We start from the raw sequence: 21,657 nt of genomic DNA on the forward strand, positions 1-21,657 counted from the left end.
AGTCACCGTTGACCATCGCCCCCGAAGCCGGCACCACCACCGCCCCGGTGCCGTCCCAGTCCACGTACCAGACCCGCGTCGCGGACTACTGGAACGCCGAGGAGAACCCGGTCAACCTCGAACTCGGAAAGATCGACGACCTGTACCACCATCACTACGGCATCGGCGAAGCGGACCGCTCCGTGCTCGACGAACCCGACCCGGTGCGGCGCCGGCAGCGCCTCACCGCCGAACTGCACCGGCTGGAGCACGCCCAGGCCGAACTGCTCGCCGACCGGCTGGGACCGTTGACGCCGGGCGACCGGGTCTTCGACGCCGGGTGCGGGCGCGGGGGCGGCAGTGTCGTGGCGCATCTGCGCTACGGCTGCGAGGCCGACGGGGTCACCATCTCCGCCAAGCAGGCCGAGTTCGCGGGCGAGCAGGCCCGTAAGCGGGGCATCGACGACCGGGTGCGCTACCACTGCCGCAACATGCTCGACACCGGTCTGCCGTCCGGGGCGTTCGCGGCCTCGTGGAACAACGAGTCCACCATGTACGTCGAGCTCGACCTGCTGTTCGCCGAGCACGCCCGGCTGCTGCGCCGCGGCGGTCGCTACGTCGTCATCACCGGCTGCTACAACGACACCTACGGACGCGCCTCCCGCGAGGTGTCCTTGATCAACGCCCACTACATCTGCGACATCCACCCGCGCTCGGCGTACTTCCGCGCCATGGCCCGCAACCGCCTCGTCCCGGTCCAGGTGCAGGACCTCACCGAGGCGGCCCTCCCCTACTGGGAGTTGCGCCGTGAGGCGGACCACCTGGTGACGGGCATCGAGGACACGTTCCTGAACGCGTACCGCAACGGCAGCTTCCAGTATCTGCTGATCGCGGCGGACCGCGTCTGAGTGACCGTCATGACCGGCGTCGGCCAAGGGACTCCGGTGGCCGACGCGGGTCTTCCCCCTGGGGCCGGGCTGTGCTTGCCTGGGGAGCCGTTTTCGGTGTCCGGGGCGGGAGTTGCCTTATGCGGAAGCCGTGGTTGGTGGGGGTGGTGCTGGCCGCCGTGCTGCTCGGCGCGTGCGGGGATCCGGCGTCCGGGCCCAAGGCCGCGGCGCCGCTTGAGGCGCCTCAGGGGTCGGCCACGACGCAGCAGCGGGCGCCGGCCTCTCCGAGCAGCGGCGCGAAGTCCCCTGCGCGGGCGCCCTCGGTGCTGTATCTGGGCGACTCGCTCGCGATGGAGGCGCAGAAGGTGCTCGGGCAGGAAGTGCGCCGCGCCCTGCGAGCGGCGTACACAAGCGCCCCGTACTCGGGCACCACCCTGTGCGACTACCTGGAGGGCACGGGCGAACGGTCCCTCGTCCCGGCCGCGGACAAGGCGGCCGCCTTGGTGCGCCGGCTGCGGCCGGACTTCGTGGTGCTTCAGTTCTGGGGCAACGCGTGGGGGTACACGCCGTGCATGGACGGCATCACCCACGCCGCCTCCCCTGAGAAGTACTTCAAGCGGTACGCGGCCGACATGAGGCGGCTGAGCGACCAGATCGCCGCTGCCGGAGACGCCCGGATCGTCTGGGTGCTGCAAGGTCCGGACCCGGTCTCTCCCGACCGGGTCCGGCGGGTCAACGCCCTCTACGAGGAGCAGGCCGCCACCCCGGGCCACGTGGTGGCCGACGCGGGCGCGACGGTGGCCCCCGCCGGGTCCCGCTACACCTGGACGCAGTATCTGCCGTGCACCGCGTACGAGCGCGAGCACCCGGACTACTGCACCCAGCCGGACCGCGACCGCACCGCCCTGCACCTCGACGAGGACTACCTGCACTTCTGTCTGGCCCCCACGACGTCCACGCCGAAGCCCTGCCCGGTCCGCTCCCCGGGCATCCTGCGGATGGCCAGGGAGATCACCCGGGTGATCGGCGAAACCGGGGGCGGCTAGCGCCTCATTCGCCCGCGTAGGCCCGCTCCAGGGCGGCGATGTCGAACTTGCCCATCGCCATGAACGCCGCGGTCACACGGGCCGCCTTCGCCGGGTCCGGGTCGGTGACCATCTCGTCGAGCCGGTCCGGGACGACCTGCCAGGACACGCCGTACCTGTCCTTGAGCCAGCCGCACGGGCCGGGCTCGCCGCCGTTCTCGGTGAGCTTGGTCCAGTAGTAGTCGATCTCCTCCTGGTTCTCGCAGAAGATCATGAAGGAGACCGCCTCGGTGAACTTGAACTGGGGACCGCCGTTGAGCCCGAGGAACCGGTGACCGTTGGCCGTGAACTCGACGGTCATGACACTGCCGGCGGGCTGGAGGGCCCCCTCGGGATAGCGCGCGATCTTGCCGACGCTGGAGTTCTTGAAGACCGAGACGTAGAAGTGGGCGGCCTCCTCGGCCTGGCCGTCGAACCAGAGACACGTGGTGAAACCGTCGCTTGCCATGAGTTCCTCCTGGGGTGGGGCGGGGTCGCTGTCATCTGTGTCGACCGTTCCTCGCGGCGAAACTCATCGGTCGGGCCGTTTCCGCTGAACCAGATGGCCGATACGCCCAAGCGAGCCCGACGCCGGCGCGCCGATCATCACGCGCGGCTGGCCGGGTCGGGCGGGCACTTCGCGACGGGGGGGGGATCCGGATCTGCTGGTCGGCGATGTGCGGGCCTTCTTCCGGGAGTTGCGGAAGGGCTCTGCCGTCAGCTGATCTGCCACGGGCAGAGAAACCGACCAGCGGCGGCGTTCGCGGTCGACAGTGGAGTCGACGGCATCCCCACCACCACGAGGAGATCCGATGACTCCACTTTCCGCGCTCGCGCCCCGGGCCGAGGAGGGCGACGCGCCGCCCACGCGGTTCGACGACCATCTCGCCGCCCAACTGCTCGGGCAGCGCATCGTGTTCCTCGGCACCGAGGTCACCGAGGCTTCCGCCAACCGGGTCTGCGCCCAGCTCCTGCTGCTGTCGGCGGAGGATCCGCGCACCGACATCAGCCTGTACATCAACAGCCCCGGCGGGTCGGTGCACGCGGGCCTGGCCATCTACGACACGATGCGGCTGATCCCGAACGACGTCGCGACGCTCGCCATGGGGTTCGCCGCGAGCATGGGCCAGTTCCTGCTGAGCGTCGGCACCGCGGGCAAGCGGTACGCGCTGCCGAACGCGCGGATCATGATGCACCAGCCGTCGGCGGGCATCGGCGGCACCACCGCGGACATCGAGATCCAGGCGGAGAACCTGGAGTTCACCAAGCGGACGATCGAGCGGATCACGGCGGAGCACACCGGCCAGACCCCGGAGGCCATCTCCCGGGACGGTGACCGCGACCGCTGGTTCACGGCCGAGGAGGCCAGGGAGTACGGCATGGTGGACCGGGTCGTGGAGTCCCTCGCGGACGTCCGCCCGGCCACGTCGCGACGCAGGATGGGGCTGCAGTGATGGGGACGTACACGATTCCGAACGTGGTCGAGCGCACGCCGGCGGGCGAGCGGTCGTACGACGTGTTCAGCCGGCTGCTCAACGAGCGCATCATCTTTCTCGGCACCGAGATCGACGACGGTGTCGCCAACGTCGTCATCGCGCAACTGCTCCATCTGGAGTCGTCGGCCCCGGAGAGCGAGATCTCGGTCTACATCAATTCCCCCGGCGGCTCGTTCACTTCGCTGATGGCGATCTACGACACGATGTCGTATGTGAGGGCGCCGATCTCGACGTGCTGCGTCGGGCAGGCGGCGTCCACGGCGGCGGTGCTGCTGGCCGGTGGCGATCCCGGGCGGCGGTTCGTGCTGGAGCACGCGCGTGTGCTGCTCGGTCAGCCCGCCTCCGGTGGCAGCCGGGGCATGATCTCCGACCTCGCCCTGCATGCCCAGGAGATGGTCCGGATCCGCTCGCAGGTCGAGGAGGTGCTGGCCCGGCACACGCACCACGACATCGCGACGCTGCGCGCGGACATGGACCGCGACAAGGTGTTCACCGCTGAGGAGGCGGTGGCGTACGGCCTGGCGGACGAGGTGCTGAGCCGGCGCCTCGTGGGGGTCTGAGGCGCCGGTCCGCCACCGCGGTCAGGCGGCCAGGCACAGTCCGTCGTACCGCGAACCCGCCCTGCCGCGGCTACCGGCGGGCACTCGGCGGCCGGCCAGCCTGACCAGTTCGCCCTGCGCCAGCGACAGCAGGTCGCCGAGGCCGAGTCCCAGGGCGTGGGCGGCGGCCGCGAGGACCTCCGAGGAGGCTTCCTTGCGGCCGCGCTCGACCTCCGAGAGGTACGGCATGGAGATCCGGGCGGCGTCGGCCACGTCCTTGAGCGTGCGCTCCTGGGCGAGGCGCTCGCGGCGCAGGACGTCGCCGATCAGGTCGCGCCACAGGGGCTCTTTGGCCGCGGGGGGCGGGGCCGCGGCGGGGGCGTGGGGCGCGGGCGTGGTCGTGGTCGTGGGTGGCGCGGTGGCAGGGCGTTCGGACGCTGGGCGGGTCGCTCCCGAGCGGGCGGCCGACGGGCGGGCGGTCGGCGGGCGCAGGGGAATGACGCGGGCTTCGTTCGTCGCTTGTTCGCTCACCCGACCAGCGTAGAAGTCAGGGACGTCAGGGGAAGGGAGCGGAATTCCGCCCTGGGGGAAATCGCGGCTCAGGTCGGCGCGGCGGTCCGCGCGGCCGCGTCCGTCACTCGGCGCTCGTCCGCAGCACAGCGCGCACCCGCTTGCCGACCGGTACCCGTTCCACGGAGACCTCCGCCGCCAGGGCGTGCACTATCTCCAGGCCGTGCCGCCCGACCCGTTCGGGATCCCTGGGGTAGCGGCGGGGCAGGGCGGAACTGCTGTCGTACACGCAGACCGTCACCGCGTCGTCCGTGCCCTCCAGCTCCAGGATGTACGGGCCGTTGCTGTGCCGGTCGGCGTTGGTGACCAGTTCGCTGACCACGAGGAGCACCTTGTCCTCGGCGGGCTCATCGATCGTGGCACACCACTCGGTCCTGAGCCGGCCGAGGAACACCGCGGCGAACGACCGCGCCTCGGCGATGCATCCCGGTTCGCCGCTGTAGTGCGCCGCCCGCCGAAGCGGTTCCACGGGCACGTCGAAACCAGTCGGAATCACTGCCCCGCCCACGTGCTCGATCATGCGTGTCTCTCTCGGAAGCCGGCCTGGCCGGACGCTGCTGCACCAGTCCTCGTACCCAGCGCAGCGCTTCGCAGTCCCTTCGCAGGTAGCGCCGTACGTCACAGCGACGGCGACTGCGGCGACCGGCGCGAACGCCCTGTTCTTCCTCCCGCTCCCGCGCGCCCGCGAGCCGACGCGGACGGACCTCCCGGCGGGCGTGCCGCGGGGGCGCTGCTTAGCGTGGGCAGGGTGAGCGTGCCGCCTCCCTCCCGTCCGGCCGTGGCCCGTCACGGCTGGGTACCGGCCGTCGGCGCGGTGCTGGCCGCGCTGGTGTCGATGGGGGTGGTGGCCGCGCTGGGGCTGTGGGCGGCCGGGGCCGCGGAGCTCCCGGACAACGCCTTCCCTCGGGTCGTCGCGGCGACGGTGGTCACGGCGGTCGGCGGCAGGGTCGAGCTCTCGGGGAACGCCGGAGACCTGGCCGAGTCCGACGCCGGGCTGGCCGTGATCCCGCTGTCCGTGACACTGGTCGGTGCCCTCGTCCTGGCCGCCGGTTTCCTGCGGCCGCTGCGGCACCGGGCGGTCGCCGGCGCCGGGGAGCTGGCCGGCTGGGCCGCCAGGATCGCCGTCCTGTGGCTCGTCGCGCTGCTGGCGCTGTCCTTCGCCGCCCGCCAGACCTTCTCCCTGTCTCTCAGCGACTTCGGTGATGAGACGCTCGGCGACCTCGGCGACCTGTTCGGCATCTCGCCGCAGGTCGGCTTCACCACCGACGTACCGGCGACCGTGTTCTTCGGCGTGCTGTGGCTGGCGGGCGTGCTGCTGCTCGCCCTGCTGGTCTCGCGCGGGGCACCGCTGCCGGGTCGGCTGCTGCGCTTCCAGGAGTCGGTGCGGCCGGCCGCGTACGCCATGGTGGTGCTGCTGCTCGTCTGGGTGGGGCTCGGTGTCGTCATCGGCCTGGTCGTCGCGGCGACCCGCGGGCACGCGGCCGAGACCCTGGCGGTGATCCTGCTCGGCCTGCCGAACCTGGTGTGGCTCGCCCTCACGATCGGTCTCGGCGCGACGTGGGACGGCCGCGTGGACGGTCCGTTCGGGTTGCCCATGCCGCATGTGCTCGACGAGGTGCTGCGCGGCCCGGAGGTCGCCGAGCTCGATCTGGGCAGCCTGGCCGAGCACGACGGGAGGGTGTGGTGGCTCGTCGTCGTCGACGCGGTCCTGCTGCTGGGCGCGGCGTTCGTGATGGCGAGGCGGTCTCCGGCCCGGATGCCCGCCTGGCGGCACGCGGTGCGTCTGGCGGTCGCCCTCGCACTGACGGTGCTGATGATCTGCCTCGTGGGCCGCGTCTCGGCGCACTACGGGCTGTCGGTCCTGGGCATCGGTGACCTCGGCGGGGACCTGGGCGGGGAGCTGTTCCTGCGGCCCGAGGTTTGGAGCGCGGTCGGACTGGCGGTGCTGTGGGGGCTGGTCGCCGGGTTCCTCGGCGGGCCGGCGGCGCGGTGGGGGCGGCACCGGGGCGAGGCCGGGAAGCGCGGGGAAGGGTGAGCGGGTCGGCGTTCACCGCCGGAGGAGCGGCTCGACAGCGCTGACCCCGATGCGTGGACGCGGTGGCCGTCGGTGTGGATGCCATGCGATGCCTGATTTGTCCGTCCTTGCGGCCTGCCTTCACCTGGTGCGGCGCCCGTTCGGAACGGCCACCTCAGGCGACCGGCACGACCAGCGGAGGAACGGTCCGCTGCATGCGCAGGGCGTCCACCGACTCGGCGAGCAGTTCGTACTCGGTGGTGTCGTCGCTCACGGCGATCCTCACCAGCCGTCCGGCCGCCAACTCGTCGGCGACCAGCTCCTGCCGGCCGACATCGCCGCACCAGGCGCGCAGCACGGCCGGCACGTCGGGCACGGTGTCGGCGACCGGGACGAGCGCCTTCGGCGGGAGGTGCCCGGCGCCGGGCTGCGGGTCTAATCGCTCGGCGATCCAGGAGGCCCGGTCGCGTAACCACCACAGGGCGAGGGCCAGGGTGGGCGCTCGGTAGGTTCCCAGGGGTACACCGATGCGCCGGCCACCGCAGACCCCGTACGCGGTGACATGGCACAGGAACTCGTCGTGCACGTGACTCTCCCCCGTGTCGCTTGTTCGCCTGTCGGCGGGCCTCGCTTTCCCTGCGGCTCATGAGCGGTGCGTGAGGGCGCCGTCGCCCCAAGTGAAGCGCTCTCGCAGTCGAGTATGTTCACTACTGAAACACTGTCACCACGACTTTCCGGCCACTCTCCTGGCATATTCACAGCCCGTGGTGGCCGAAATACGGCGGGTACACGTCAAGTTCGCTGCGCGACCCGGGCATTACCCCGGAGGTAATCGAGCTTTCCGGTGCGTACGGGCATCGTTGCGGTACCGGCTCGCCGCGACCGCGATCCGGTTCCGACCAGCAGTGACGACCTCGTTGGAGGCTGATCGACCATGCCCACGCCCACCGACCGGTACGAGATCGCCGTCGCCCGCTATTTCGAGGCCTGGAACGCCCGCGAGCCGCAGGAGCGGGCCAGGGCCGTCGCCACCGCGTGGGCCCCTGAGGGCGGCTACACCGACCCCCTCGCCGAGGTGCGCGGCCACGAGGGGATCGTCGCCGTCGTCGCGGCGGCGCAGGCGAAGTTCCCCGGCTTCGCGTTCCGGCTCACCGGCTCCGTGGACGGCCACCACGACACGGCGCGCTTCTCCTGGGAGCTGGTGAGCGAGGCCGACGAGGCGGCGCCGGTGGCCGGGTCGGACGTGATCACCCTGGACGCCGAGGGCCGGATCACGTCCGTGCTGGGATTCCTGGACCGGGTTCCCGCCGGCACCTGAGCGATGAGTTCCGCGCCGCGCGGCGGTCTGACCACCGAAGGCGGAAGGACCGCCGCGAAGGAGGGCACCATGACCACCGGTGGGACAGGGACGGTGGACGCGGAATTCACCGCCGTCCTGCGCAAGAGCCCGAGCAAGGGTGGCTGGACCTATGTCGTCTGGCCGGAGTCCGTCGGCTTCTTCGGCACGCGCGGTCTGGTGAGGATCCGCGGGACGATCGACGGACATCCGTTCCAGAGTTCGTTCATGGCCCTCGGGGACGGCACCCACAAGCTCCCCGTCAGGGCCGACGTGCGCAAGGCCATCGGGAAGCAGGAGGGCGACTCCGTGACCGTGCGCCTGACCGAACGGCTCAGCCCTTGATCACCGCGTCGATGCGGGCCAGTTCCTCCGCGTCGAAGTCCAGGTTGCCGATCGCGGCGACGCTGTCCTCGATCTGCCGCGCGCTGCTCGCGCCGACCAGCGCGGAGGTCACCCGGCCGCCGCGCAGCACCCAGGCCAGGGCCAGCTGGGCCAGGGACTGGCCGCGGGACTTGGCGATGTCGTCGAGGGCGCGCAGCTTGGCCACCAGGTCCTCGGTGAGCGCGTCCGAGTTCAGGAAGGGGCTGTCGCTCGCTGCCCGCGAGTCCTCCGGGATGCCGTCGAGGTAGCGGGCGGTCAGCACGCCCTGCTCCAGCGGGGAGAAGACGATGGAGCCGACCTGGAGCTCGTCCAGGGCGTCGAGGAGGCCCTCGTCCTCGGGGCGGCGGTCGAGCATCGAGTAGCGCGGCTGGTGGATGAGCAGCGGGGTGCCCAGCTCGCCGAGGATGCGAGCCGCCTCGCGGGTCTGCTCGGCCGAGTAGTTGGAGACGCCGACGTACAGCGCCTTGCCCTGCTGCACCGCCGAGTGCAGGGCGCCCATCGTCTCCTCCAGCGGAGTGTCCGGGTCGGGGCGGTGCGAGTAGAAGATGTCGACGTAGTCCAGGCCCATCCGCTTCAGGCTCTGGTCGAGCGAGGACAGCAGGTACTTGCGCGAGCCCCACTCGCCGTACGGGCCGGGCCACATCAGATAGCCGGCCTTGGTGGAGATGACCAGCTCGTCGCGGTACGGGGCGAAGTCCGCCTTCAGCGCCTCGCCGAGCGCGGACTCGGCGGCTCCGGGCGGCGGGCCGTAGTTGTTGGCCAGGTCGAAGTGGGTGACGCCGAGGTCGAAGGCGCGGCGCAGGATGGCCCGCTGGTGCTCGACCGAGCGGTCCGCCGGGCCGAAGTTGTGCCACAGTCCGAGGGACAGCGCGGGGAGTTTCAGTCCGCTGCGTCCGGTGCGCCGGTAGGGCATGTCCGCATAGCGGTCGGGGTGTGCGGTGTACAACGCGACTCCAGAGGGGTTGGCACACGAAGGACGGTTCCGCAGAACCGTAGTCCGGTCGGTATCCACTCTTTCGTGACCTGCGGGCAGTGGTCCAACAGGTAAATCAGATGGGATTCAGCGGTTACGCTGCTCAATCATGGAATTGCGCCATCTCCAGCACTTCGTGGCGGTCGCCGAGGACCAGCACTTCACCCGGGCGGCAGAGCGCCTGATGGTGTCCCAGTCCGGCCTGTCGGCCTCGATCCGGGCACTGGAGCGGGAGCTGCAGACCCCGCTGTTCGTGCGGACGACCCGCCGGGTGACGCTCACCCCGGCCGGGCGGGCCCTGCTGGGTGAGGCGGAGCGGATCCTGGCGCAGGTCAGGACGGCCCATGAGGCGGTCGCCGCGGTGCAGGGCGTGCTGCGCGGGATGCTGGCGCTCGGGTCCGAGCAGTGCATCGCCGGGGTGCATGTGGCGGGGCTGCTCGCGGCCTTCCGGCGGCAGCATCCGGACGTGGAGATCTGCCTCAGGCAGGCGGGCGCGGGGGCGCTCGCGGAGGAGGTCGCGGCCGGGCGCCTGGACCTGGCCTTCGCCGTGCGGACGGCCGAGGAGGACACCGACCAGCTGCGGGCCGTGCCGCTGTCCAGCGAACCGATGACGGTCCTGTGCCACCCGAGCCACCGGCTCGCCGCCGCCGGTGCCGCCGTCACCCCCGAGGAGCTGGGCGGGGAGGTCTTCGTCGACTTCCACCCGGACTGGGGGCCGCGCCGCACCACCGACGCCGCGTTCGCCGCGGCGGGCGTCCGGCGGTCCGTCGCCCTGGAGGTGAACGACGTGCACAGCCTCCTGGACCTGGTGGACGAGAACCTCGGCATCGCCGTCGTACCGCGCCACTTCCGGCAGAAGCGACGGTCACTGACCGCGCTGCCCGTGAAGGGCGACGGCGAGACCGTCTACGAGACGGTCGCGCTGCTGCCGCCCGCGCAGGCGACGAGCCCGGCGGCCCGGGCGCTGATGGCCCTGCTGGACTCGGGGCGCGTGGCGGACGGTTCAGGGGACGGTTCAGGGGACGGTTCAGGGAGCGTGTGACCCGAGCGCCCGGGGGCGCACGGCGGTCGGCTTTGCGCGATGGTGGATGCATGCATGCCAAGGACATCCTCATCGACGGGTACAACCGCATCCAGGAAGAAGTCCACGCGACCGTCGAGGGCCTCGGCCCGGACGACCTCGTCGCCCGCCCCTCCCCCGACGCCAACTCCATCGCCTGGCTGATCTGGCACCTCACCCGCGTCCAGGACGACCACATCGCCGACGCCTTCGAGCGCGACCAGGTGTGGCTGACCCAGGACTTCCAGAAGACCTTCGGACTGGACCTGCCGCGCCACGACACCGGCTACGGCCACACCGCCGCCAAGGTCGCCAAGGTGCGGGTCGACTCCGGTGACCTGCTCACCGACTACTACGACGCCGTGCACGCCCAGACCCTGGGGGCGCTGCGCGGGCTGACCGCCAAGGATCTGGAGCGCATCGTCGACGAGCGCTGGGACCCGCCGGTCAGCCTCGGCGTACGGCTGGTCAGCGTCCTGTCCGACGATCTCCAGCACGTCGGACAGGCCGCGTACGTGCGCGGGCTGCTTCAGAGCGCGTAGCCGGGAAGCACGACCTCCGTGATGAGCGCCTGGCGCTCGTCGAACGGGATGAACGCGCTCTTGACGGCGTTCACCGTGACGGTGCGCAGGTCCTCGACGGTCCAGCCCGCCTGCTCGACCAGCAACGACATCTCGCGGGTCATCGTCGTGCCCGACACCAGACGGTTGTCGGTGTTGAGGGTGACGCGGAAGCCGAGGTCCTTCAGCGCGGTGATCGGGTGCTCGGCGATCGAGGTGGCGGCGCCGGTCTGGAGGTTGGACGTCGGGCACATCTCCAGGGCGATCCGGCGGTCGCGCACCCAGCCGGCCAGGCGGCCGAGCTTGCCGGCGGCGAGGTCGGGGATGTCGTCGGTGATGCGCACGCCGTGGCCGATGCGCTGGGCGCCGCAGACCTGGAGGGCCTGGTGGATGCTGGGCAGGCCGTGCGCCTCGCCGGCGTGGATCGTGAACGGCACGCTCTCGCGGCGCAGGTACTCGAAGGCGTCGAGGTGGTCGGCGGGCGGGAAGCCGTCCTCGGCTCCGGCGATGTCGAAGCCGACGACACCGGCGTCCCGGAAGGCGACGGCCAGGTCGGCGGCCTCGCGGACACGGTCGAACATCCGCATGCCGCAGAGCAGGGTGCCGACACGGACGGGCGTCCCGGCGGCGGCCGCCTTGGCCATACCGGCGGCGAGGCCCTCCTGGACGGTCTCCACGACTTCGCTCATCGTCAGCCCGCCCCGGGTGTTCAGCTCGGGGGCGTAGCGCACCTCGCCGTAGACGACGCCGTCCGCGGCCAGGTCGAGGACGTACTCCTCGGCGGTGCGCAGCAGGCCCTCGCGGGTCTGCATCACGGCGAGGGTGTGCTCGAAGGTGGCGATGTACCGGACCAGGTCACCGGAGTTCGCGGCCTCGAAGTACCAGGCGGCCAGCTCGTCCGGGTCGGTGGTGGGCAGGGTGTGGCCGACCGCCTCGGCGAGCTCCACCACGGTGGCGGGGCGCAGGCCGCCGTCGAGGTGGTCGTGCAGGACGGCCTTGGGGAGGCGGCGGATCAGTTCTTCGTCTACGCGCGTAGCGGTCATGGTGAGGTCTTTCGTCGAGCGGGGCGGTTCGAATCGAGGGGAGGGGGTCAGCCGGCGGGCTGGAGCAGGTCCCAGCGGTTGCCGTACAGGTCCTGGAAGACGGCGACCGAGCCGTACGGCTCGTGCCGGGGCTCCTCCAGGAAGGTCACGCCCGCGGCGAGCATGCGGGCGTGGCCGCGGGCGAAGTCGTCGGTGTGCAGGAAGAACCCGACGCGCCCGCCGGTCTGGTCACCGACCCGGGCGCGCTGCCCGTCACCCTTGGCCCGCGCCAGCAGCACACCGGCGCCCTGGTCGCCGGCGGCCACGACGACCCAGCGGGAGCCGTCCGGGCGCGGGGTGTCCTCGACCAGCCGGAAGCCGAGGGCCTCGGTGTAGAAGCGGATCGCCTCGTCGTAGTCGTCGACGACGAGGGTGACCAGGGCGATGCGTCTCATCGGGGCCTTCCGGGAGGTGCGATTGACGGGAGAGGTTATACGTAAAACTGCACGCACGCCAGTCCGGTTCTCGGTTCTGTCGTCGCTGCCATCGCTGCCATCGCTGCCATCGCTGTCGTCCCTGTGATCTCTCATCTCTGTGATCTCTGTCGTCTCTGTGATCGCTGTCGTCGATCGCGCTGTGGGCCTAGGACCCACGCCCCGGCCACGACGGGACCCGGGCCCGATCCGCACCGCCCGCTCCCCCACTACCGTCACGGCCATGAAGATCACCGAGCCGCCGCGCGGCCCCGAGCGGCGCAAGCACGATCTGCTGGCCCGCCTGGAGCGGGAAATGGACGTCTGGGTGGCCACGGCCGACGCCGACGGGCTGCCGTGCATGGTCCCGCTCTGGTTCGTATGGGACGGCGAGTCCGTATGGCTCGCGACCCGGCTGAGCACCCCGACCGGCCGCAACCTGCGCGACGGCGGACGGACCCGGCTGGCGCTCGGGGACACCCAGGACGTCGTGCTCGTCGACGGCGACGCGCACCTGTACGCCGCCGAGGAGGTGCCTGCAGCGGCGGCCGAGGCGTTCCTCGCGAAGACGGGCTGGGATCCCCGGGCGGACGCGGCCCCGTACGTCTACTTCCGGGTACGCCCGCGCGTGGTACAGGCACGCAACGGGGAGCACGAGATGCGCGGCCGGTACCTCATGCGGGACGGGGTCTGGGTGGTCTGAGGCGAGCTGCGGTACAGGTCAGTCCGCCGCAGACTCGGCCTCTGGCAGCGCCGGACAGTCGGTCGGGTAGAGCCCGGCAGCGAAGCCGTACACCACATCGCCTCCGCGCGGCAGTTGGGCGTAGTCGTTGGCAAGCTCCAGGACCCGCTCCCAGAACTCGCGGGCCTGCTCCCGCGGGATCCGTGCATGCCGCACGATCGAGGAAAGTTCGTCTGCCTGGTGTGCGGGGGCCGACTCGGCCGCGGCCGTGGCGAGATCGTTGTTGCAGTACGGGGTGGCGCCCTCGTCGGCCGGGCTGACCGTGCCGACGCGAAAGATGCGCGCGGTGCGGCCGTAGTAGCGCTCCTCGATGGCCCGCACCCGGCGGGTCCGCACGACCTTCAGCAGCCGGGCATCGACCAGGACGCCCACGTGATGCGCGACCGTGCTCTTCGGGCGGCCGAGTGCAGTGGCCAGTTCGCTCACCGTCGCGGCGCGTTCGAGGAGGAGCTCAAGGATGGCGTTGCGCAGTGGGTTGGCCAGCGCGCGGAGCTGGGCCGGGGCTGTCACATCGGTGACGTCGGAGAGGTCGTAGTCGGGAAGACGGGGATGGTTCGGCACTCTTCGATTATTCTAGAGTTCCGGATCGTTCGCCACCCGCAAACAAGGGGATTGGGCATGGCAGAGGTCGTCGTCCTGTTCCATCACGCGCAGGGGCTGACGCCCGGAGTCGTCGCTTTCGCCGACGAACTCCGCGCGGTGGGCCACACCGTCCATACGCCCGACCTTTTCGACGGGCGCACCTTCGACTCCCTCGAAGAGGGCCAGGCCTACGTCGAGCAGCTCGGCTTCGGCGAGATTACGGAGCGCGGCGTCCGCGCGGCCGAACTCCTGCCGCAGGACGTCGTTTACGCCGGCCTCTCACTCGGTGTGCTGCCCGCCCAGAAGCTGGCGCAGACGCGGGCGGGCGCGCGGGGCGCGCTCCTGTTCCACGCCTGCGTCCCCGTCACGGAGTTCGGCGCGGCATGGCCTGACCGTGTGCCGGTGCAGGTGCATGCGAAGGAAGCCGATCCGTTTTTCGCCGAGGACATCGACGCTGCCCGCGCGCTCCTCTCCGATTGCGCTGACGCGGAGATGTTCCTGTACCCCGGAGACCAGCACCTGTTCACGGACAGCTCGCTGCCGTCCCACGACCCGGACGCCGCCAAGCTCCTGACCCAGCGGACGATCGAGTTCCTCGGCGCGCGCCAGTGAGGCATGGTCGGTGCCGTCCAGGGGGAAGTGGCGCAGGGCGGTGAACTGGGCCTCGATGCGGTTCGGCCAGGAGCTGTTGGTCGGTGTGCAGGCGAACTCGATGTTGTGGGCTGCGGCCCAGTCGCCGACCCGGGTGTCCTTCTTCGTGGTCAGGTGCCGGGAGAAAACGTCGAGCACGATCGCGATCCGAATCTCGGGCGGGTGCAGGTCGCCCGTTGGCGGGGCCGCGGCTCCCGCTCGGGGTCCTTGTGCCGTCCGCCGCGCTCGGCGCACTGTCACCCGGGGTGGGGCTGAAGGTCGAGCGGGCCGAACTCGTCGAGGCACAGGACGACGTCCGGTTCGCCGTCCTCGGGTATGACCTCGCCGTCGGCCATCGCATAGAGGTGCTCGATGCGGGCCTTCTCGCTGGTGAAACGTCACTTCGGCGATCTTCGGCACCGGCATGCCATGGGCGGGCAGCAGCACCATCTGGGCCCGCCGCCAGGTCACCACCGAGCCGGTGCCCCTGCGGATGATCCGCAGCGGGCGCTTGCCGGTCCAGGAGGTGACTTCGGTTGGCCAGCCTGCTGTCGGGCTCTGCGGGACCTACGCTCGCACGAACCCGTGGCTCCGCTCCACTTTCGCCACGTGCAGCGTGTAGCTCTGGTACCACTCGGCTTGCCCACGCTTTTGCGCCGCGCGGTGCTCGGTGTTGGTCCGCCACTCCGTGAGGGCGTCGGCGTCGCGGAAGTACCCGACGGTGATGCCCAGCCCGCCGGGAGTCTGCGCGTGGTCCATCCCCAGGAACCCAGGGACGTCCTTCACCAGATCTTCCATGCGTGCGTTGGTCTCGCTGTAGCCGCTCTGGCTCTGGGTTCGCAGCGTAGTGAAGACAGCCACGTAGTAGGGGGGTTCATAGGCATGGACGGGTGCGACAGGCGCTACCGAGTGATCGCTCATGGCGCCACCGTAAGGCGGGCTGTGCCCAACGATCCAGCGTCTTTCCTGAACCGGATACATGAGGGATCGGGCTCTCGTTGGCTGATGCGGCACTGGGTTGTTGGCGGGTCATGCGCACAGCCAGAGGCGCGGGGCTGCGACGGCCCCGCTCCCGGACTCGATCTTCCAGGGCGGGGCTGGGGCATGTGGCGTCGCTCAGATCCGGACGGCGTGGGCTTGAGCTCCGCGTTGTCCACGTCCAACTGGAGCTGTCCGCCGTACTCCTGGTCCGCGGAGCGACGGTGAAGCCGTCGACCTTGCGAGAAAATGCGGAAGGTCACCTTGCGGGGGGGGGCCGTCGAGCCGGGGTGTTCTCCGCGATCGCCGCCGTCCGACCGTCGTTGGGGACGGTGTGGTTACTCACCGGGGCACCGGGGCACCGGTCGTCGAGGGGAGCGTGACGCCGGTGGCGAACATCCCGGCCGGCGAGCAGGTCCCGGTCACCGGGGAACGAGGGCGTCAAGGAGCGGGTACGCGGGCTGAGCGAAGCAGCCGAGTCCCGGCTCAACCGGTCTGCTGACGGGCCGCGTCGAGCCGGGACAGCTCGTCGGCGGTGAGGCGGAGGGCGCCTGCCGCCACGTTCTCGACGAGGTGGTCGGGGTTGCCGGTGCCGGGGATGGCGAGGACGTGCGGGCCCTGGTGAAGGGTCCAGGCGATGCGCACCTGGGTGGGACTCGCGCCGTGCGCCCGCGCGACGGCGAGCACCTCCTCGTCGTGCGCGGTGGTCGCGCCCTCCGCGCCCGCCTCGCCGGCCACGGCGTAGAACGGCACGAAGGCGATGCCCTGCTCCGCGCAGATGCGCAGGACCTCGTCGTCCACGGGGTCGGGACGGTCGACGGCGTACCGGTTCTGCACGGACACCACCGGCGCGATGGCCTGCGCCTCCGCGAGATGCCGGGGCTCCACGGCGGAGACGCCGAGGTGCCGGATCAGGCCCGCCTCACGCAGTTCGGCCAGCGCGCCGAAGTGCTCGGCGATGGAGTCCTGCCGCATGCGGCGCAGGTAGACGACGTCCAGGTGGTCGCGGCCGAGCTGACGCAGGTTCTCCTCGACGTGGCCGCGCAGCTCGTCGGGCCGGGCCGAGGTGCCCCACTCCCCGGCGTGGTCGCGGTAGGGGCCGACCTTCGTGGCGATGACCAGGTCGTCGGAGTACGGCGCCAGCGCGCTGTTGATGAGTTCGTTGGCGGAGCGGAGGGCGGAGAAGTAGAAGGCGGCCGTGTCGATGTGGTTGACGCCGAGCTCGATCGCCTTGTGCAGGATGGCTATGGAGCGCTCGCGGTCACTCGGGGTGCCATGGTGGAAGGCGGCACTGCCCGTCAGCCGCATCGCGCCGAGGCCGACGCGGCTGACGGAGAGGTCGCCGAGTTTCCAGGTGCCCGCGGCGTCCGCGGTGATCGTTTCGGAGGTCATCAGCGGAGTGTCGCACAGGGCGGGGGCGCAGAGGGTGTCGGCGGTAGGCGTGGGGACCGACCGCCGCGCATGGAGGTGTGGCCGCTCGGCACCGACCACGTTCGGCGCCCGCGATCACGGGGAGTTGCCGGGGCGCCGGCCCTCGCGTGACTCCGCGCACATCACCGGCGGCGGCCGTGCGCTCACGTGTTAGCGTCCGGCCGTGACTTTCCCAGCTCAGAGCGTGTCCGCGGGCGATCCGCTCGGGCTGCTCGATCTGTTCGGCGACGGCTTTGTCCGCGACCCGTACCCCTGGCTGGCCGCGCTGCGCGCCGACGCGCCGGTGCACCACGATCCCGGTACCGGGCTCTGGCTCGTCAGCCGCTACCGGGACGTCCGCCGAGTGCTGCTCGACCCCGACGCCTTCCGCCCGGACAACGCCCAGCATGCCGTCGCCCCGCTGCCGGTCGGCGTCCTGCGGGTGCTCGCCCGCGCAGGTTTCGCCATGCCGCCCGCGCTGGCCAACAACGGCACCCCCAGCCATCCCGGGCTGCGCCGGGTGGTCACCCGTTTCTTCAACGCCCGCCGCGTCGCGGCCGCCGTACCGGTCATCGAGGGCATGGCCGACGAGCTGCTCACCGCCGCCCGGCAGCACATCGACGAGGCGGGCGGTCACGACCTGTTCACCTCCTTCGCCCAGGTGCTGCCGTGCCGGGTGCTGATGGAGCTGCTGGGCATCGACGGCGTCTCCCCCGCCACGCTGATCCGCTGGAGCGACGCCTCGCTGGAACTCTTCTGGGGGCGGTCCGCACTGCAGCGCCAGCTGGAACTGGCGGCGCTCGTGGGTGAGTTCCACCAGTGGCTGACCGGGACGGTGACCGGCGGCACCGCCTCGCGCGACTCCTTCATCGGAGCCCTGACAGCACACCGCCTGCCCGACGGCAGGCCGCTCGACGTGCAGACCGCGGTCGGCGTGTGCCTTTTCGTCTTCATCGCCGGGCAGTCCACCACCGGTCAGCTCATCTCCACCGTACTGAGCCGGGCACTGGCCGAGCCCGGTCTGTGGTCCCGCGTCGCGCGGGAGGAGGGCCTGGCCGAGGCTTGGGTGGAAGAGGTGCTGCGGCGTGAGCCCCCGGTGACCACCTGGCGCCGCGTCACCGCGCGCCCGGTCGAACTGGGCGGAGTCGACCTGCCCGCGGGCGCGCAGCTGCTGCTGATGCTCCTGGGCAGCGGATCGGACCCGGAGGTCTTCGCCTCCCCGGAGCGCCTGTGCCCGCACCGGGCCAATGTCCGTCAGCACCTGGCGTTCGGCGCCGGCCGCCACCGCTGTCCGGGTGCCTCTCTGGCACGGACGGAGGCGGCGGTGGCCCTACGGGCGGCGGCCCGCCACCTGCCGCGGATACGGCAGGCGGCGGGGGCGCCGGACGCCCCGATGCTGGGCCTTCTGTCCTTCCGCGCGCCCCTGCGGGTCGCGGTGGAACAGCCGTCGTAGGACTGGCCCGGGGTCGGCGGAGCAGCACACCCGCTGCGGGCACACACCCCCTGCGGGCATCCGGTGGCGTGGGCGTCAGCAGTACAGGTTGCCGCCCGGCGAGACGCCGAGGATCTGCGTGAAGCGCTGGTAGGCGTGGACGCGGCTCTGCACCTGCGCCGGGTTCTTGCCGTCGCACTCCAGGGCGCCGTTGATGCTGCGGATGGTCTGGCCGAAGCCGGCCTGGTTGACCATGGCGTTGTGGGGGGTCATGGTGCCGGGGCCGGTCTGGGTGTTCCAGTACCACAGGCCGGTCTTCCAGGCGACGGCCGACTCGTTCTGCACCCGCCAGGGGTTGTTGAGCAGGTCGATGCCGAGGGCGTCGCCCGCGGCCTTGTAGTTGAAGTTCCAGCTGAGCTGGATCGGACCGCGCCCGTAGTAGGCGGCCTGCCCGGCCGGACAGCCGTACGGCCGGCTCCGGTCGCAGTAGTGGGGGTAGTTGGCCTGGTTCTGCTCGACGACGTGGACCAGGCCGCCGGTTTCGTGGTTGACGTTGGCGAGGAAGGCGGCCGCCTCCTGCTTCTTCACCGTGTCGCTGCCGGTGTCGGCGAAGCCCGGGTAGGCGCTGAGGGCGGCGGTGAGGCCACCGTACGTGTAGAAGGGATTCCGGTTCGGGAACATCTGGTTGAACTGCGACTCGCTGACGACGAAGCCGGCGGCGGACGCGCTCGGGGCCGGCTGAAGCACCAGCGCGGCGCTTCCCAGGGCGAGTGAGGACAGGACTGCGGCTATGCGGCGCCTCGACACGGGGTCAACTCCTTCGCGGAGCACGGCCGCACCCGGACAAGGGCAGGGCGAGGCAGAGCCTTGTGCGCACGCGCCGACGAGGTCGGCCACGGCGTGGGGGCGGCCGTGGTGGGGGGTGTGGGGACACACTCAACCGCGTTGGTCTGTACCAGTCAAGGGTGTAGACCAGTCAAGCCAAGGGATACCCGCGGGAGTTGAGGCACCGGCTCATCGCACCGCTCGTCCCGCGCACGCGCGGACATCGGCGTCGGCATCGCGGACGTCGGCGTCGGCGTCGGCGGCATCGCGGACATCGGCGTCGGCATCGCGCAGCGGCGCCGTCCGCCGGCCCGTCGGCTTCCGCACCGTGGTGTCACCGCGTCTTCGCGCCGCCTGAGCCCCCTTCATCCGTGCTGAGCGTGGCCGTACGCCGCTGGAGGAAGGCCCGCTCCGCCGGGCTCTCGGCGAGCGCGACGGCCGCCTCGTACGCGCGTGCCGCCTCCATGCGGCGCCCGAGCCGGCGCAGGAGGTCGGCGCGGACGGCGTGGAAGACGTGGTAGCCGTCGAGGTCCAGGGCGTCCACGAGGTCGAGGGCCTGCCGCGGTCCCTCGACCTCGGCGACGGCGACCGCCCGGTTCAGGGCCACGACGGGGCTGGGGGCGACGGCCATGAGCTGGTCGTACAGCCGCAGGATCTGCCCCCAGTCCGTGGTCCCGGCGGTCGGCGCGTCGCTGTGCACGGCCTGGATGGCGGCCTGGATCTGGTACGGCCCCGGCCGGTTCCGGCGCAGACAGCGCCGGACCAGTGTCTGTCCTTCGGCGATCAGCTCCCGGTCCCACCGGCGGCGGTCCTGCTCGGGCAGCGGCACGAGCGCGCCGCGCTCGTCCTGCCGGGCCTGCCCGCGCGATTCGATCAGGAGCATCAGTGCGAGCAGCCCGGTGACCTCGGGTTCGTCCGGCATGAGTTCGAGCAGCAGCCGTCCGAGGCGCACGGCCTCCTCGCACAGACCCGCCTCACCCCCGTATCCCTGGTTGAAGATCAGGTAGACGACGGCCAGTACGCCCTTGAGCCGGTCCGGCAGGTCGGCGTCGCGTGGGACGCGGTACGGGATCCGGGCGTCGCGGATCTTCGCCTTGGCCCGCACGATCCGCTGGGCCATGGTCCGCTTGGGCACCAGGAAGGCGCGGGCGATCTGGGCGGTGGTGAGCCCGCCGAGGAGGCACAGGGTGAGGGCGACCTGCGCCTGGGGGGCGAGGGCGGGGTGGCAGCAGGTGAAGATCAGCCGGAGCCGTTCGTCGCGCACGGGGCCCTCCTCGGGCGGCGCGTCGGGGGCGTTGAGCAGGGCGGCCTGGGCGTGCCGTGCGTCCCGCCCGGCCTCCCTGCGCAGCCGGTCGATCGCCCGGTTGCGGGCGGTCGTGATGATCCACCCGGCCGGGCTCGGCGGCGCTCCGGTCTCCGGCCAGCGCCGCAGGGCCGTGACGAAGGCGTCCTGGACGGCTTCCTCCGCGAGGTCGATGTCGCCGAGGTGGCGGACGAGGACGGCGACCGCACGGCCGTACTCCGCGCGGAAGACGTCCTCGATGTCCGTGGCGGTCATCAGTCCTCGGCCTCGCCCATGAACGGCCGCACCTCGATGGGCAGCGTGGTCGCCAGCGCCGCCTTGCGTCCCCATGCGAGGGCCGCGTCCAGGTCGGGTGCCTTGATCAGGCAGATCCCGCCGAGCATCTCCTTGCCCTCGGCGTACGGACCGTCGGTGATCAGGACGTCGTCGGCGCGGGGCCGCAGGACGGTGGACGACTCCGGTCCGTGCAGTCCTCCGGCGAAGACCCAGGCACCGGCCTGCCGCAGCTCCTGGTGGAAGACGTCGAGGTCCCTGCCGATCTCGGCGAGCACCTCCGGTGCGGGCAGCTCGTCGGTCACGGGCTGCATCACGCTGAGCAGGTAGTACTTCATGACGGCCTCCTTGGCGCCGGAGCGTCCCCTGTGACGCTCTCCCACCTCCTACACGAACGACCCGCCCTCGATTCGACACCGCGCAGGCCGGCACCGGAGGTCTTTTCATGGGCGGCGACTCCCCTCATGTCGTCATGAACTCGACGAGCACTACACATAAAGGGCAAATAAGCGCAGAATGTCCATAGGCGGTGCTTACCGCATACCGCACCAGACGCGGTCAGGCCTGAAAGTCAAGGGAGACGAGTCATGGCCAACGTGCAGCCCACCAGAGGTGACATATCCGCCCACCCCGATGCATCCGAAATGAGGGCACGCTACGACCGCATGCTCGGCGGCCGCGACGTGGCGCTCGTGGACGGACCGGTGTTCCTGCTCGGTCTGTACTGTGCGGTGTCCCCCTGGATACTCCACTACACGACCAGCCAGCCCCCGCTCGTGACCCACAACCTGATCGTGGGCATCGCGATCGGACTGCTGGCCCTCGGGTTCACCCGGGCCCCGGAGCGTATGTACGGCCTCAGCTGGGCCTTCTGCGCGATGGGTGTCTGGATGATCATCGCGCCATGGATCGTCGGCGACAGCCCGGACGCGGGTGTCGTCGTCAACAACATCATCATCGGCGCACTGGCCGTGATCCTCGGGGCGCTGTGCGCCGGTACGGCCGCGAAGAGCACCCCCAGGGCGTAGGAGCACACGGAGAACACGCCGTACGGGCCGGTCCGCGCCAGCGGGCCGGCCTTCCGCATGCACGGGCCTGCCTTCCGCGTCCGCCCTCACGGCAGTG

At 71.3% G+C, this 21,657-nt stretch carries 27 protein-coding genes and 1 pseudogene; 13 read left to right on the top strand and 15 right to left on the bottom strand.

Annotated elements, in window-relative coordinates; all coding sequences use genetic code 11:
- Positions 1-8 precede the first annotated feature (8 nt).
- Together ABZ078_RS00120 and ABZ078_RS00125 are read left to right on the top strand one after the other, a co-directional pair.
- A complete protein-coding gene (locus ABZ078_RS00120; protein ID WP_356570160.1) occupies positions 9-887 on the top strand; it encodes a geranyl diphosphate 2-C-methyltransferase in 879 nt (292 codons plus the stop codon).
- Between the two features lie 119 nt (positions 888-1,006).
- On the top strand, positions 1,007-1,912 hold the full coding sequence (locus tag ABZ078_RS00125; RefSeq protein WP_356570161.1) for an SGNH/GDSL hydrolase family protein: 906 nt from the start codon (positions 1,007-1,009) through the stop codon (positions 1,910-1,912).
- A gap of 4 nt (positions 1,913-1,916) precedes the next feature.
- Here the strand turns inward: ABZ078_RS00125 and ABZ078_RS00130 are convergent, their stop codons facing one another.
- Positions 1,917-2,399 (bottom strand): VOC family protein, encoded by a 483-nt coding sequence (locus tag ABZ078_RS00130; RefSeq protein ID WP_356570162.1) that lies wholly within the window; start codon positions 2,397-2,399, stop codon positions 1,917-1,919.
- Between the two features lie 343 nt (positions 2,400-2,742).
- Between ABZ078_RS00130 and ABZ078_RS00135 the strand changes: the two genes are divergently transcribed.
- Positions 2,743-3,384 carry an ATP-dependent Clp protease proteolytic subunit gene (locus ABZ078_RS00135; protein ID WP_356570163.1) on the top strand — a complete coding sequence of 214 codons (642 nt, stop codon included), beginning with the start codon at positions 2,743-2,745 and terminating at the stop codon, positions 3,382-3,384.
- Entirely contained in the window at positions 3,384-3,986 is a 603-nt protein-coding gene (locus tag ABZ078_RS00140; RefSeq protein ID WP_356570164.1) for an ATP-dependent Clp protease proteolytic subunit, read from the top strand. The genes ABZ078_RS00135 and ABZ078_RS00140 overlap by 1 nt, the downstream gene beginning before the upstream one ends.
- A 21-nt stretch (positions 3,987-4,007) precedes the next feature.
- On the opposite strand, the gene ABZ078_RS00145 is transcribed toward ABZ078_RS00140, so the two are convergent.
- Both ABZ078_RS00145 and ABZ078_RS00150 read right to left on the bottom strand, forming a co-directional pair.
- Complete coding sequence (locus tag ABZ078_RS00145; RefSeq protein ID WP_356570165.1) at positions 4,008-4,496, bottom strand: helix-turn-helix transcriptional regulator; 489 nt, start codon at positions 4,494-4,496, stop codon at positions 4,008-4,010.
- Positions 4,497-4,599: 103 nt separating this feature from the next.
- Complete coding sequence (locus tag ABZ078_RS00150; protein ID WP_356570166.1) at positions 4,600-5,055, bottom strand: ATP-binding protein; 456 nt, start codon at positions 5,053-5,055, stop codon at positions 4,600-4,602.
- Between the two features lie 234 nt (positions 5,056-5,289).
- Between ABZ078_RS00150 and ABZ078_RS00155 the strand changes: the two genes are divergently transcribed.
- Complete coding sequence (locus ABZ078_RS00155; protein ID WP_356570460.1) at positions 5,290-6,570, top strand: streptophobe family protein; 1,281 nt, start codon at positions 5,290-5,292, stop codon at positions 6,568-6,570.
- A 154-nt stretch (positions 6,571-6,724) separates the two neighbouring features.
- On the opposite strand, the gene ABZ078_RS00160 is transcribed toward ABZ078_RS00155, so the two are convergent.
- The gene (locus ABZ078_RS00160) at positions 6,725-7,135 is read right to left on the bottom strand and encodes a hypothetical protein (protein WP_356570167.1); all 411 of its coding nucleotides are present in this window, start codon (positions 7,133-7,135) and stop codon (positions 6,725-6,727) included.
- A 348-nt stretch (positions 7,136-7,483) separates the two neighbouring features.
- On the opposite strand from ABZ078_RS00160, the gene ABZ078_RS00165 reads away from it, so the two are divergent.
- Together ABZ078_RS00165 and ABZ078_RS00170 are read left to right on the top strand one after the other, a co-directional pair.
- A complete protein-coding gene (locus ABZ078_RS00165) occupies positions 7,484-7,867 on the top strand; it encodes a nuclear transport factor 2 family protein (RefSeq protein ID WP_356570168.1) in 384 nt (127 codons plus the stop codon).
- Positions 7,868-7,936: 69 nt separating this feature from the next.
- Positions 7,937-8,230, top strand: coding sequence for a DUF1905 domain-containing protein (locus tag ABZ078_RS00170; protein ID WP_356570169.1), 294 nt, complete (start codon positions 7,937-7,939; stop codon positions 8,228-8,230).
- Here ABZ078_RS00170 and mgrA read toward each other — a convergent pair.
- Positions 8,220-9,215, bottom strand: a complete 996-nt coding sequence (mgrA, locus tag ABZ078_RS00175; protein WP_356570170.1) for an L-glyceraldehyde 3-phosphate reductase — start codon at positions 9,213-9,215, stop codon at positions 8,220-8,222. The two genes, ABZ078_RS00170 and mgrA, sit on opposite strands and share 11 nt — an antisense overlap.
- Positions 9,216-9,351: 136 nt before the next feature.
- On the opposite strand from mgrA, the gene ABZ078_RS00180 reads away from it, so the two are divergent.
- Positions 9,352-10,284, top strand: a complete 933-nt coding sequence (locus ABZ078_RS00180) for a LysR substrate-binding domain-containing protein (protein ID WP_356570171.1) — start codon at positions 9,352-9,354, stop codon at positions 10,282-10,284.
- A gap of 50 nt (positions 10,285-10,334) precedes the next feature.
- Positions 10,335-10,844 carry a DUF664 domain-containing protein gene (locus ABZ078_RS00185; protein ID WP_356570172.1) on the top strand — a complete coding sequence of 170 codons (510 nt, stop codon included), beginning with the start codon at positions 10,335-10,337 and terminating at the stop codon, positions 10,842-10,844.
- On the opposite strand, the gene ABZ078_RS00190 is transcribed toward ABZ078_RS00185, so the two are convergent.
- Positions 10,832-11,905, bottom strand: coding sequence for an adenosine deaminase (locus tag ABZ078_RS00190; RefSeq protein ID WP_356570173.1), 1,074 nt, complete (start codon positions 11,903-11,905; stop codon positions 10,832-10,834). The two genes, ABZ078_RS00185 and ABZ078_RS00190, sit on opposite strands and share 13 nt — an antisense overlap.
- Before the next feature lie 47 nt (positions 11,906-11,952).
- Positions 11,953-12,339 carry a VOC family protein gene (locus ABZ078_RS00195; protein WP_356570174.1) on the bottom strand — a complete coding sequence of 129 codons (387 nt, stop codon included), beginning with the start codon at positions 12,337-12,339 and terminating at the stop codon, positions 11,953-11,955.
- Between the two features lie 262 nt (positions 12,340-12,601).
- Between ABZ078_RS00195 and ABZ078_RS00200 the strand changes: the two genes are divergently transcribed.
- On the top strand, positions 12,602-13,060 hold the full coding sequence (locus ABZ078_RS00200) for a pyridoxamine 5'-phosphate oxidase family protein (RefSeq protein WP_356570175.1): 459 nt from the start codon (positions 12,602-12,604) through the stop codon (positions 13,058-13,060).
- A gap of 18 nt (positions 13,061-13,078) precedes the next feature.
- Here ABZ078_RS00200 and ABZ078_RS00205 read toward each other — a convergent pair whose 3' ends face one another.
- Positions 13,079-13,660, bottom strand: a complete 582-nt coding sequence (locus ABZ078_RS00205) for a winged helix-turn-helix domain-containing protein (protein WP_356570176.1) — start codon at positions 13,658-13,660, stop codon at positions 13,079-13,081.
- A 57-nt stretch (positions 13,661-13,717) separates the two neighbouring features.
- On the opposite strand from ABZ078_RS00205, the gene ABZ078_RS00210 reads away from it, so the two are divergent.
- On the top strand, positions 13,718-14,293 hold the full coding sequence (locus ABZ078_RS00210) for a dienelactone hydrolase family protein (protein ID WP_356570177.1): 576 nt from the start codon (positions 13,718-13,720) through the stop codon (positions 14,291-14,293).
- Here the strand turns inward: ABZ078_RS00210 and ABZ078_RS00215 are convergent.
- The 3 genes and pseudogenes from ABZ078_RS00215 to ABZ078_RS00225 form a co-directional block, all read right to left on the bottom strand.
- Positions 14,291-14,761, bottom strand: a pseudogene (locus ABZ078_RS00215) (IS630 family transposase); the annotation flags it as partial. The gene ABZ078_RS00210 and the pseudogene ABZ078_RS00215 overlap by 3 nt on opposite strands.
- 117 nt (positions 14,762-14,878) lie before the next feature.
- Positions 14,879-15,232: an antibiotic biosynthesis monooxygenase gene (locus tag ABZ078_RS00220; protein ID WP_356570178.1), complete on the bottom strand. Its 354-nt coding sequence runs from the start codon at positions 15,230-15,232 to the stop codon at positions 14,879-14,881.
- A 543-nt stretch (positions 15,233-15,775) separates the two neighbouring features.
- A complete protein-coding gene (locus ABZ078_RS00225) occupies positions 15,776-16,681 on the bottom strand; it encodes an aldo/keto reductase (protein WP_356570179.1) in 906 nt (301 codons plus the stop codon).
- A gap of 202 nt (positions 16,682-16,883) precedes the next feature.
- On the opposite strand from ABZ078_RS00225, the gene ABZ078_RS00230 reads away from it, so the two are divergent.
- Positions 16,884-18,152, top strand: coding sequence for a cytochrome P450 (locus ABZ078_RS00230; RefSeq protein ID WP_356570180.1), 1,269 nt, complete (start codon positions 16,884-16,886; stop codon positions 18,150-18,152).
- A 75-nt stretch (positions 18,153-18,227) separates the two neighbouring features.
- On the opposite strand, the gene ABZ078_RS00235 is transcribed toward ABZ078_RS00230, so the two are convergent.
- The 4 genes from ABZ078_RS00235 to ABZ078_RS00250 form a co-directional block, all read right to left on the bottom strand.
- Positions 18,228-18,938 carry a chitinase gene (locus tag ABZ078_RS00235; protein ID WP_356570181.1) on the bottom strand — a complete coding sequence of 237 codons (711 nt, stop codon included), beginning with the start codon at positions 18,936-18,938 and terminating at the stop codon, positions 18,228-18,230.
- A gap of 207 nt (positions 18,939-19,145) precedes the next feature.
- The gene (locus ABZ078_RS00240) at positions 19,146-19,283 is read right to left on the bottom strand and encodes a hypothetical protein (protein WP_356570182.1); all 138 of its coding nucleotides are present in this window, start codon (positions 19,281-19,283) and stop codon (positions 19,146-19,148) included.
- Positions 19,284-19,290: 7 nt separating this feature from the next.
- Positions 19,291-20,514 (bottom strand): sigma-70 family RNA polymerase sigma factor, encoded by a 1,224-nt coding sequence (locus ABZ078_RS00245; protein WP_356570183.1) that lies wholly within the window; start codon positions 20,512-20,514, stop codon positions 19,291-19,293.
- A complete protein-coding gene (locus tag ABZ078_RS00250; protein WP_356570184.1) occupies positions 20,514-20,870 on the bottom strand; it encodes a YciI family protein in 357 nt (118 codons plus the stop codon). The genes ABZ078_RS00245 and ABZ078_RS00250 overlap by 1 nt, the downstream gene beginning before the upstream one ends.
- Positions 20,871-21,119: 249 nt before the next feature.
- On the opposite strand from ABZ078_RS00250, the gene ABZ078_RS00255 reads away from it, so the two are divergent.
- Positions 21,120-21,560 (top strand): SPW repeat protein, encoded by a 441-nt coding sequence (locus ABZ078_RS00255; RefSeq protein WP_356570185.1) that lies wholly within the window; start codon positions 21,120-21,122, stop codon positions 21,558-21,560.
- Positions 21,561-21,657 lie beyond the last annotated feature (97 nt).

Origin of the sequence: Streptomyces sp. NPDC006385 (assembly GCF_040612485.1) — a bacterium.
Lineage (GTDB): Bacteria > Actinomycetota > Actinomycetes > Streptomycetales > Streptomycetaceae > Streptomyces.

Bases quoted from the DNA above. Each gene is read 5' to 3' on its own strand.
- ABZ078_RS00125 (WP_356570161.1), top strand. From the start codon at position 1,007: ATGCGGAAGCCGTGGTTGGTGGGGGTGGTGCTGGCCGCCGTGCTGCTC.
- ABZ078_RS00130 (WP_356570162.1), bottom strand. From the start codon at position 2,399: ATGGCAAGCGACGGTTTCACCACGTGTCTCTGGTTCGACGGCCAGGCC.
- ABZ078_RS00135 (WP_356570163.1), top strand. From the start codon at position 2,743: ATGACTCCACTTTCCGCGCTCGCGCCCCGGGCCGAGGAGGGCGACGCG.
- ABZ078_RS00140 (WP_356570164.1), top strand. From the start codon at position 3,384: ATGGGGACGTACACGATTCCGAACGTGGTCGAGCGCACGCCGGCGGGC.
- ABZ078_RS00150 (WP_356570166.1), bottom strand. From the start codon at position 5,055: ATGATCGAGCACGTGGGCGGGGCAGTGATTCCGACTGGTTTCGACGTG.
- ABZ078_RS00165 (WP_356570168.1), top strand. From the start codon at position 7,484: ATGCCCACGCCCACCGACCGGTACGAGATCGCCGTCGCCCGCTATTTC.
- ABZ078_RS00170 (WP_356570169.1), top strand. From the start codon at position 7,937: ATGACCACCGGTGGGACAGGGACGGTGGACGCGGAATTCACCGCCGTC.
- ABZ078_RS00180 (WP_356570171.1), top strand. From the start codon at position 9,352: ATGGAATTGCGCCATCTCCAGCACTTCGTGGCGGTCGCCGAGGACCAG.
- ABZ078_RS00185 (WP_356570172.1), top strand. From the start codon at position 10,335: ATGCATGCCAAGGACATCCTCATCGACGGGTACAACCGCATCCAGGAA.
- ABZ078_RS00190 (WP_356570173.1), bottom strand. From the start codon at position 11,905: ATGACCGCTACGCGCGTAGACGAAGAACTGATCCGCCGCCTCCCCAAG.
- ABZ078_RS00195 (WP_356570174.1), bottom strand. From the start codon at position 12,339: ATGAGACGCATCGCCCTGGTCACCCTCGTCGTCGACGACTACGACGAG.
- ABZ078_RS00200 (WP_356570175.1), top strand. From the start codon at position 12,602: ATGAAGATCACCGAGCCGCCGCGCGGCCCCGAGCGGCGCAAGCACGAT.
- ABZ078_RS00210 (WP_356570177.1), top strand. From the start codon at position 13,718: ATGGCAGAGGTCGTCGTCCTGTTCCATCACGCGCAGGGGCTGACGCCC.
- ABZ078_RS00220 (WP_356570178.1), bottom strand. From the start codon at position 15,232: ATGAGCGATCACTCGGTAGCGCCTGTCGCACCCGTCCATGCCTATGAA.
- ABZ078_RS00225 (WP_356570179.1), bottom strand. From the start codon at position 16,681: ATGACCTCCGAAACGATCACCGCGGACGCCGCGGGCACCTGGAAACTC.
- ABZ078_RS00245 (WP_356570183.1), bottom strand. From the start codon at position 20,514: ATGACCGCCACGGACATCGAGGACGTCTTCCGCGCGGAGTACGGCCGT.
- ABZ078_RS00250 (WP_356570184.1), bottom strand. From the start codon at position 20,870: ATGAAGTACTACCTGCTCAGCGTGATGCAGCCCGTGACCGACGAGCTG.
- ABZ078_RS00255 (WP_356570185.1), top strand. From the start codon at position 21,120: ATGGCCAACGTGCAGCCCACCAGAGGTGACATATCCGCCCACCCCGAT.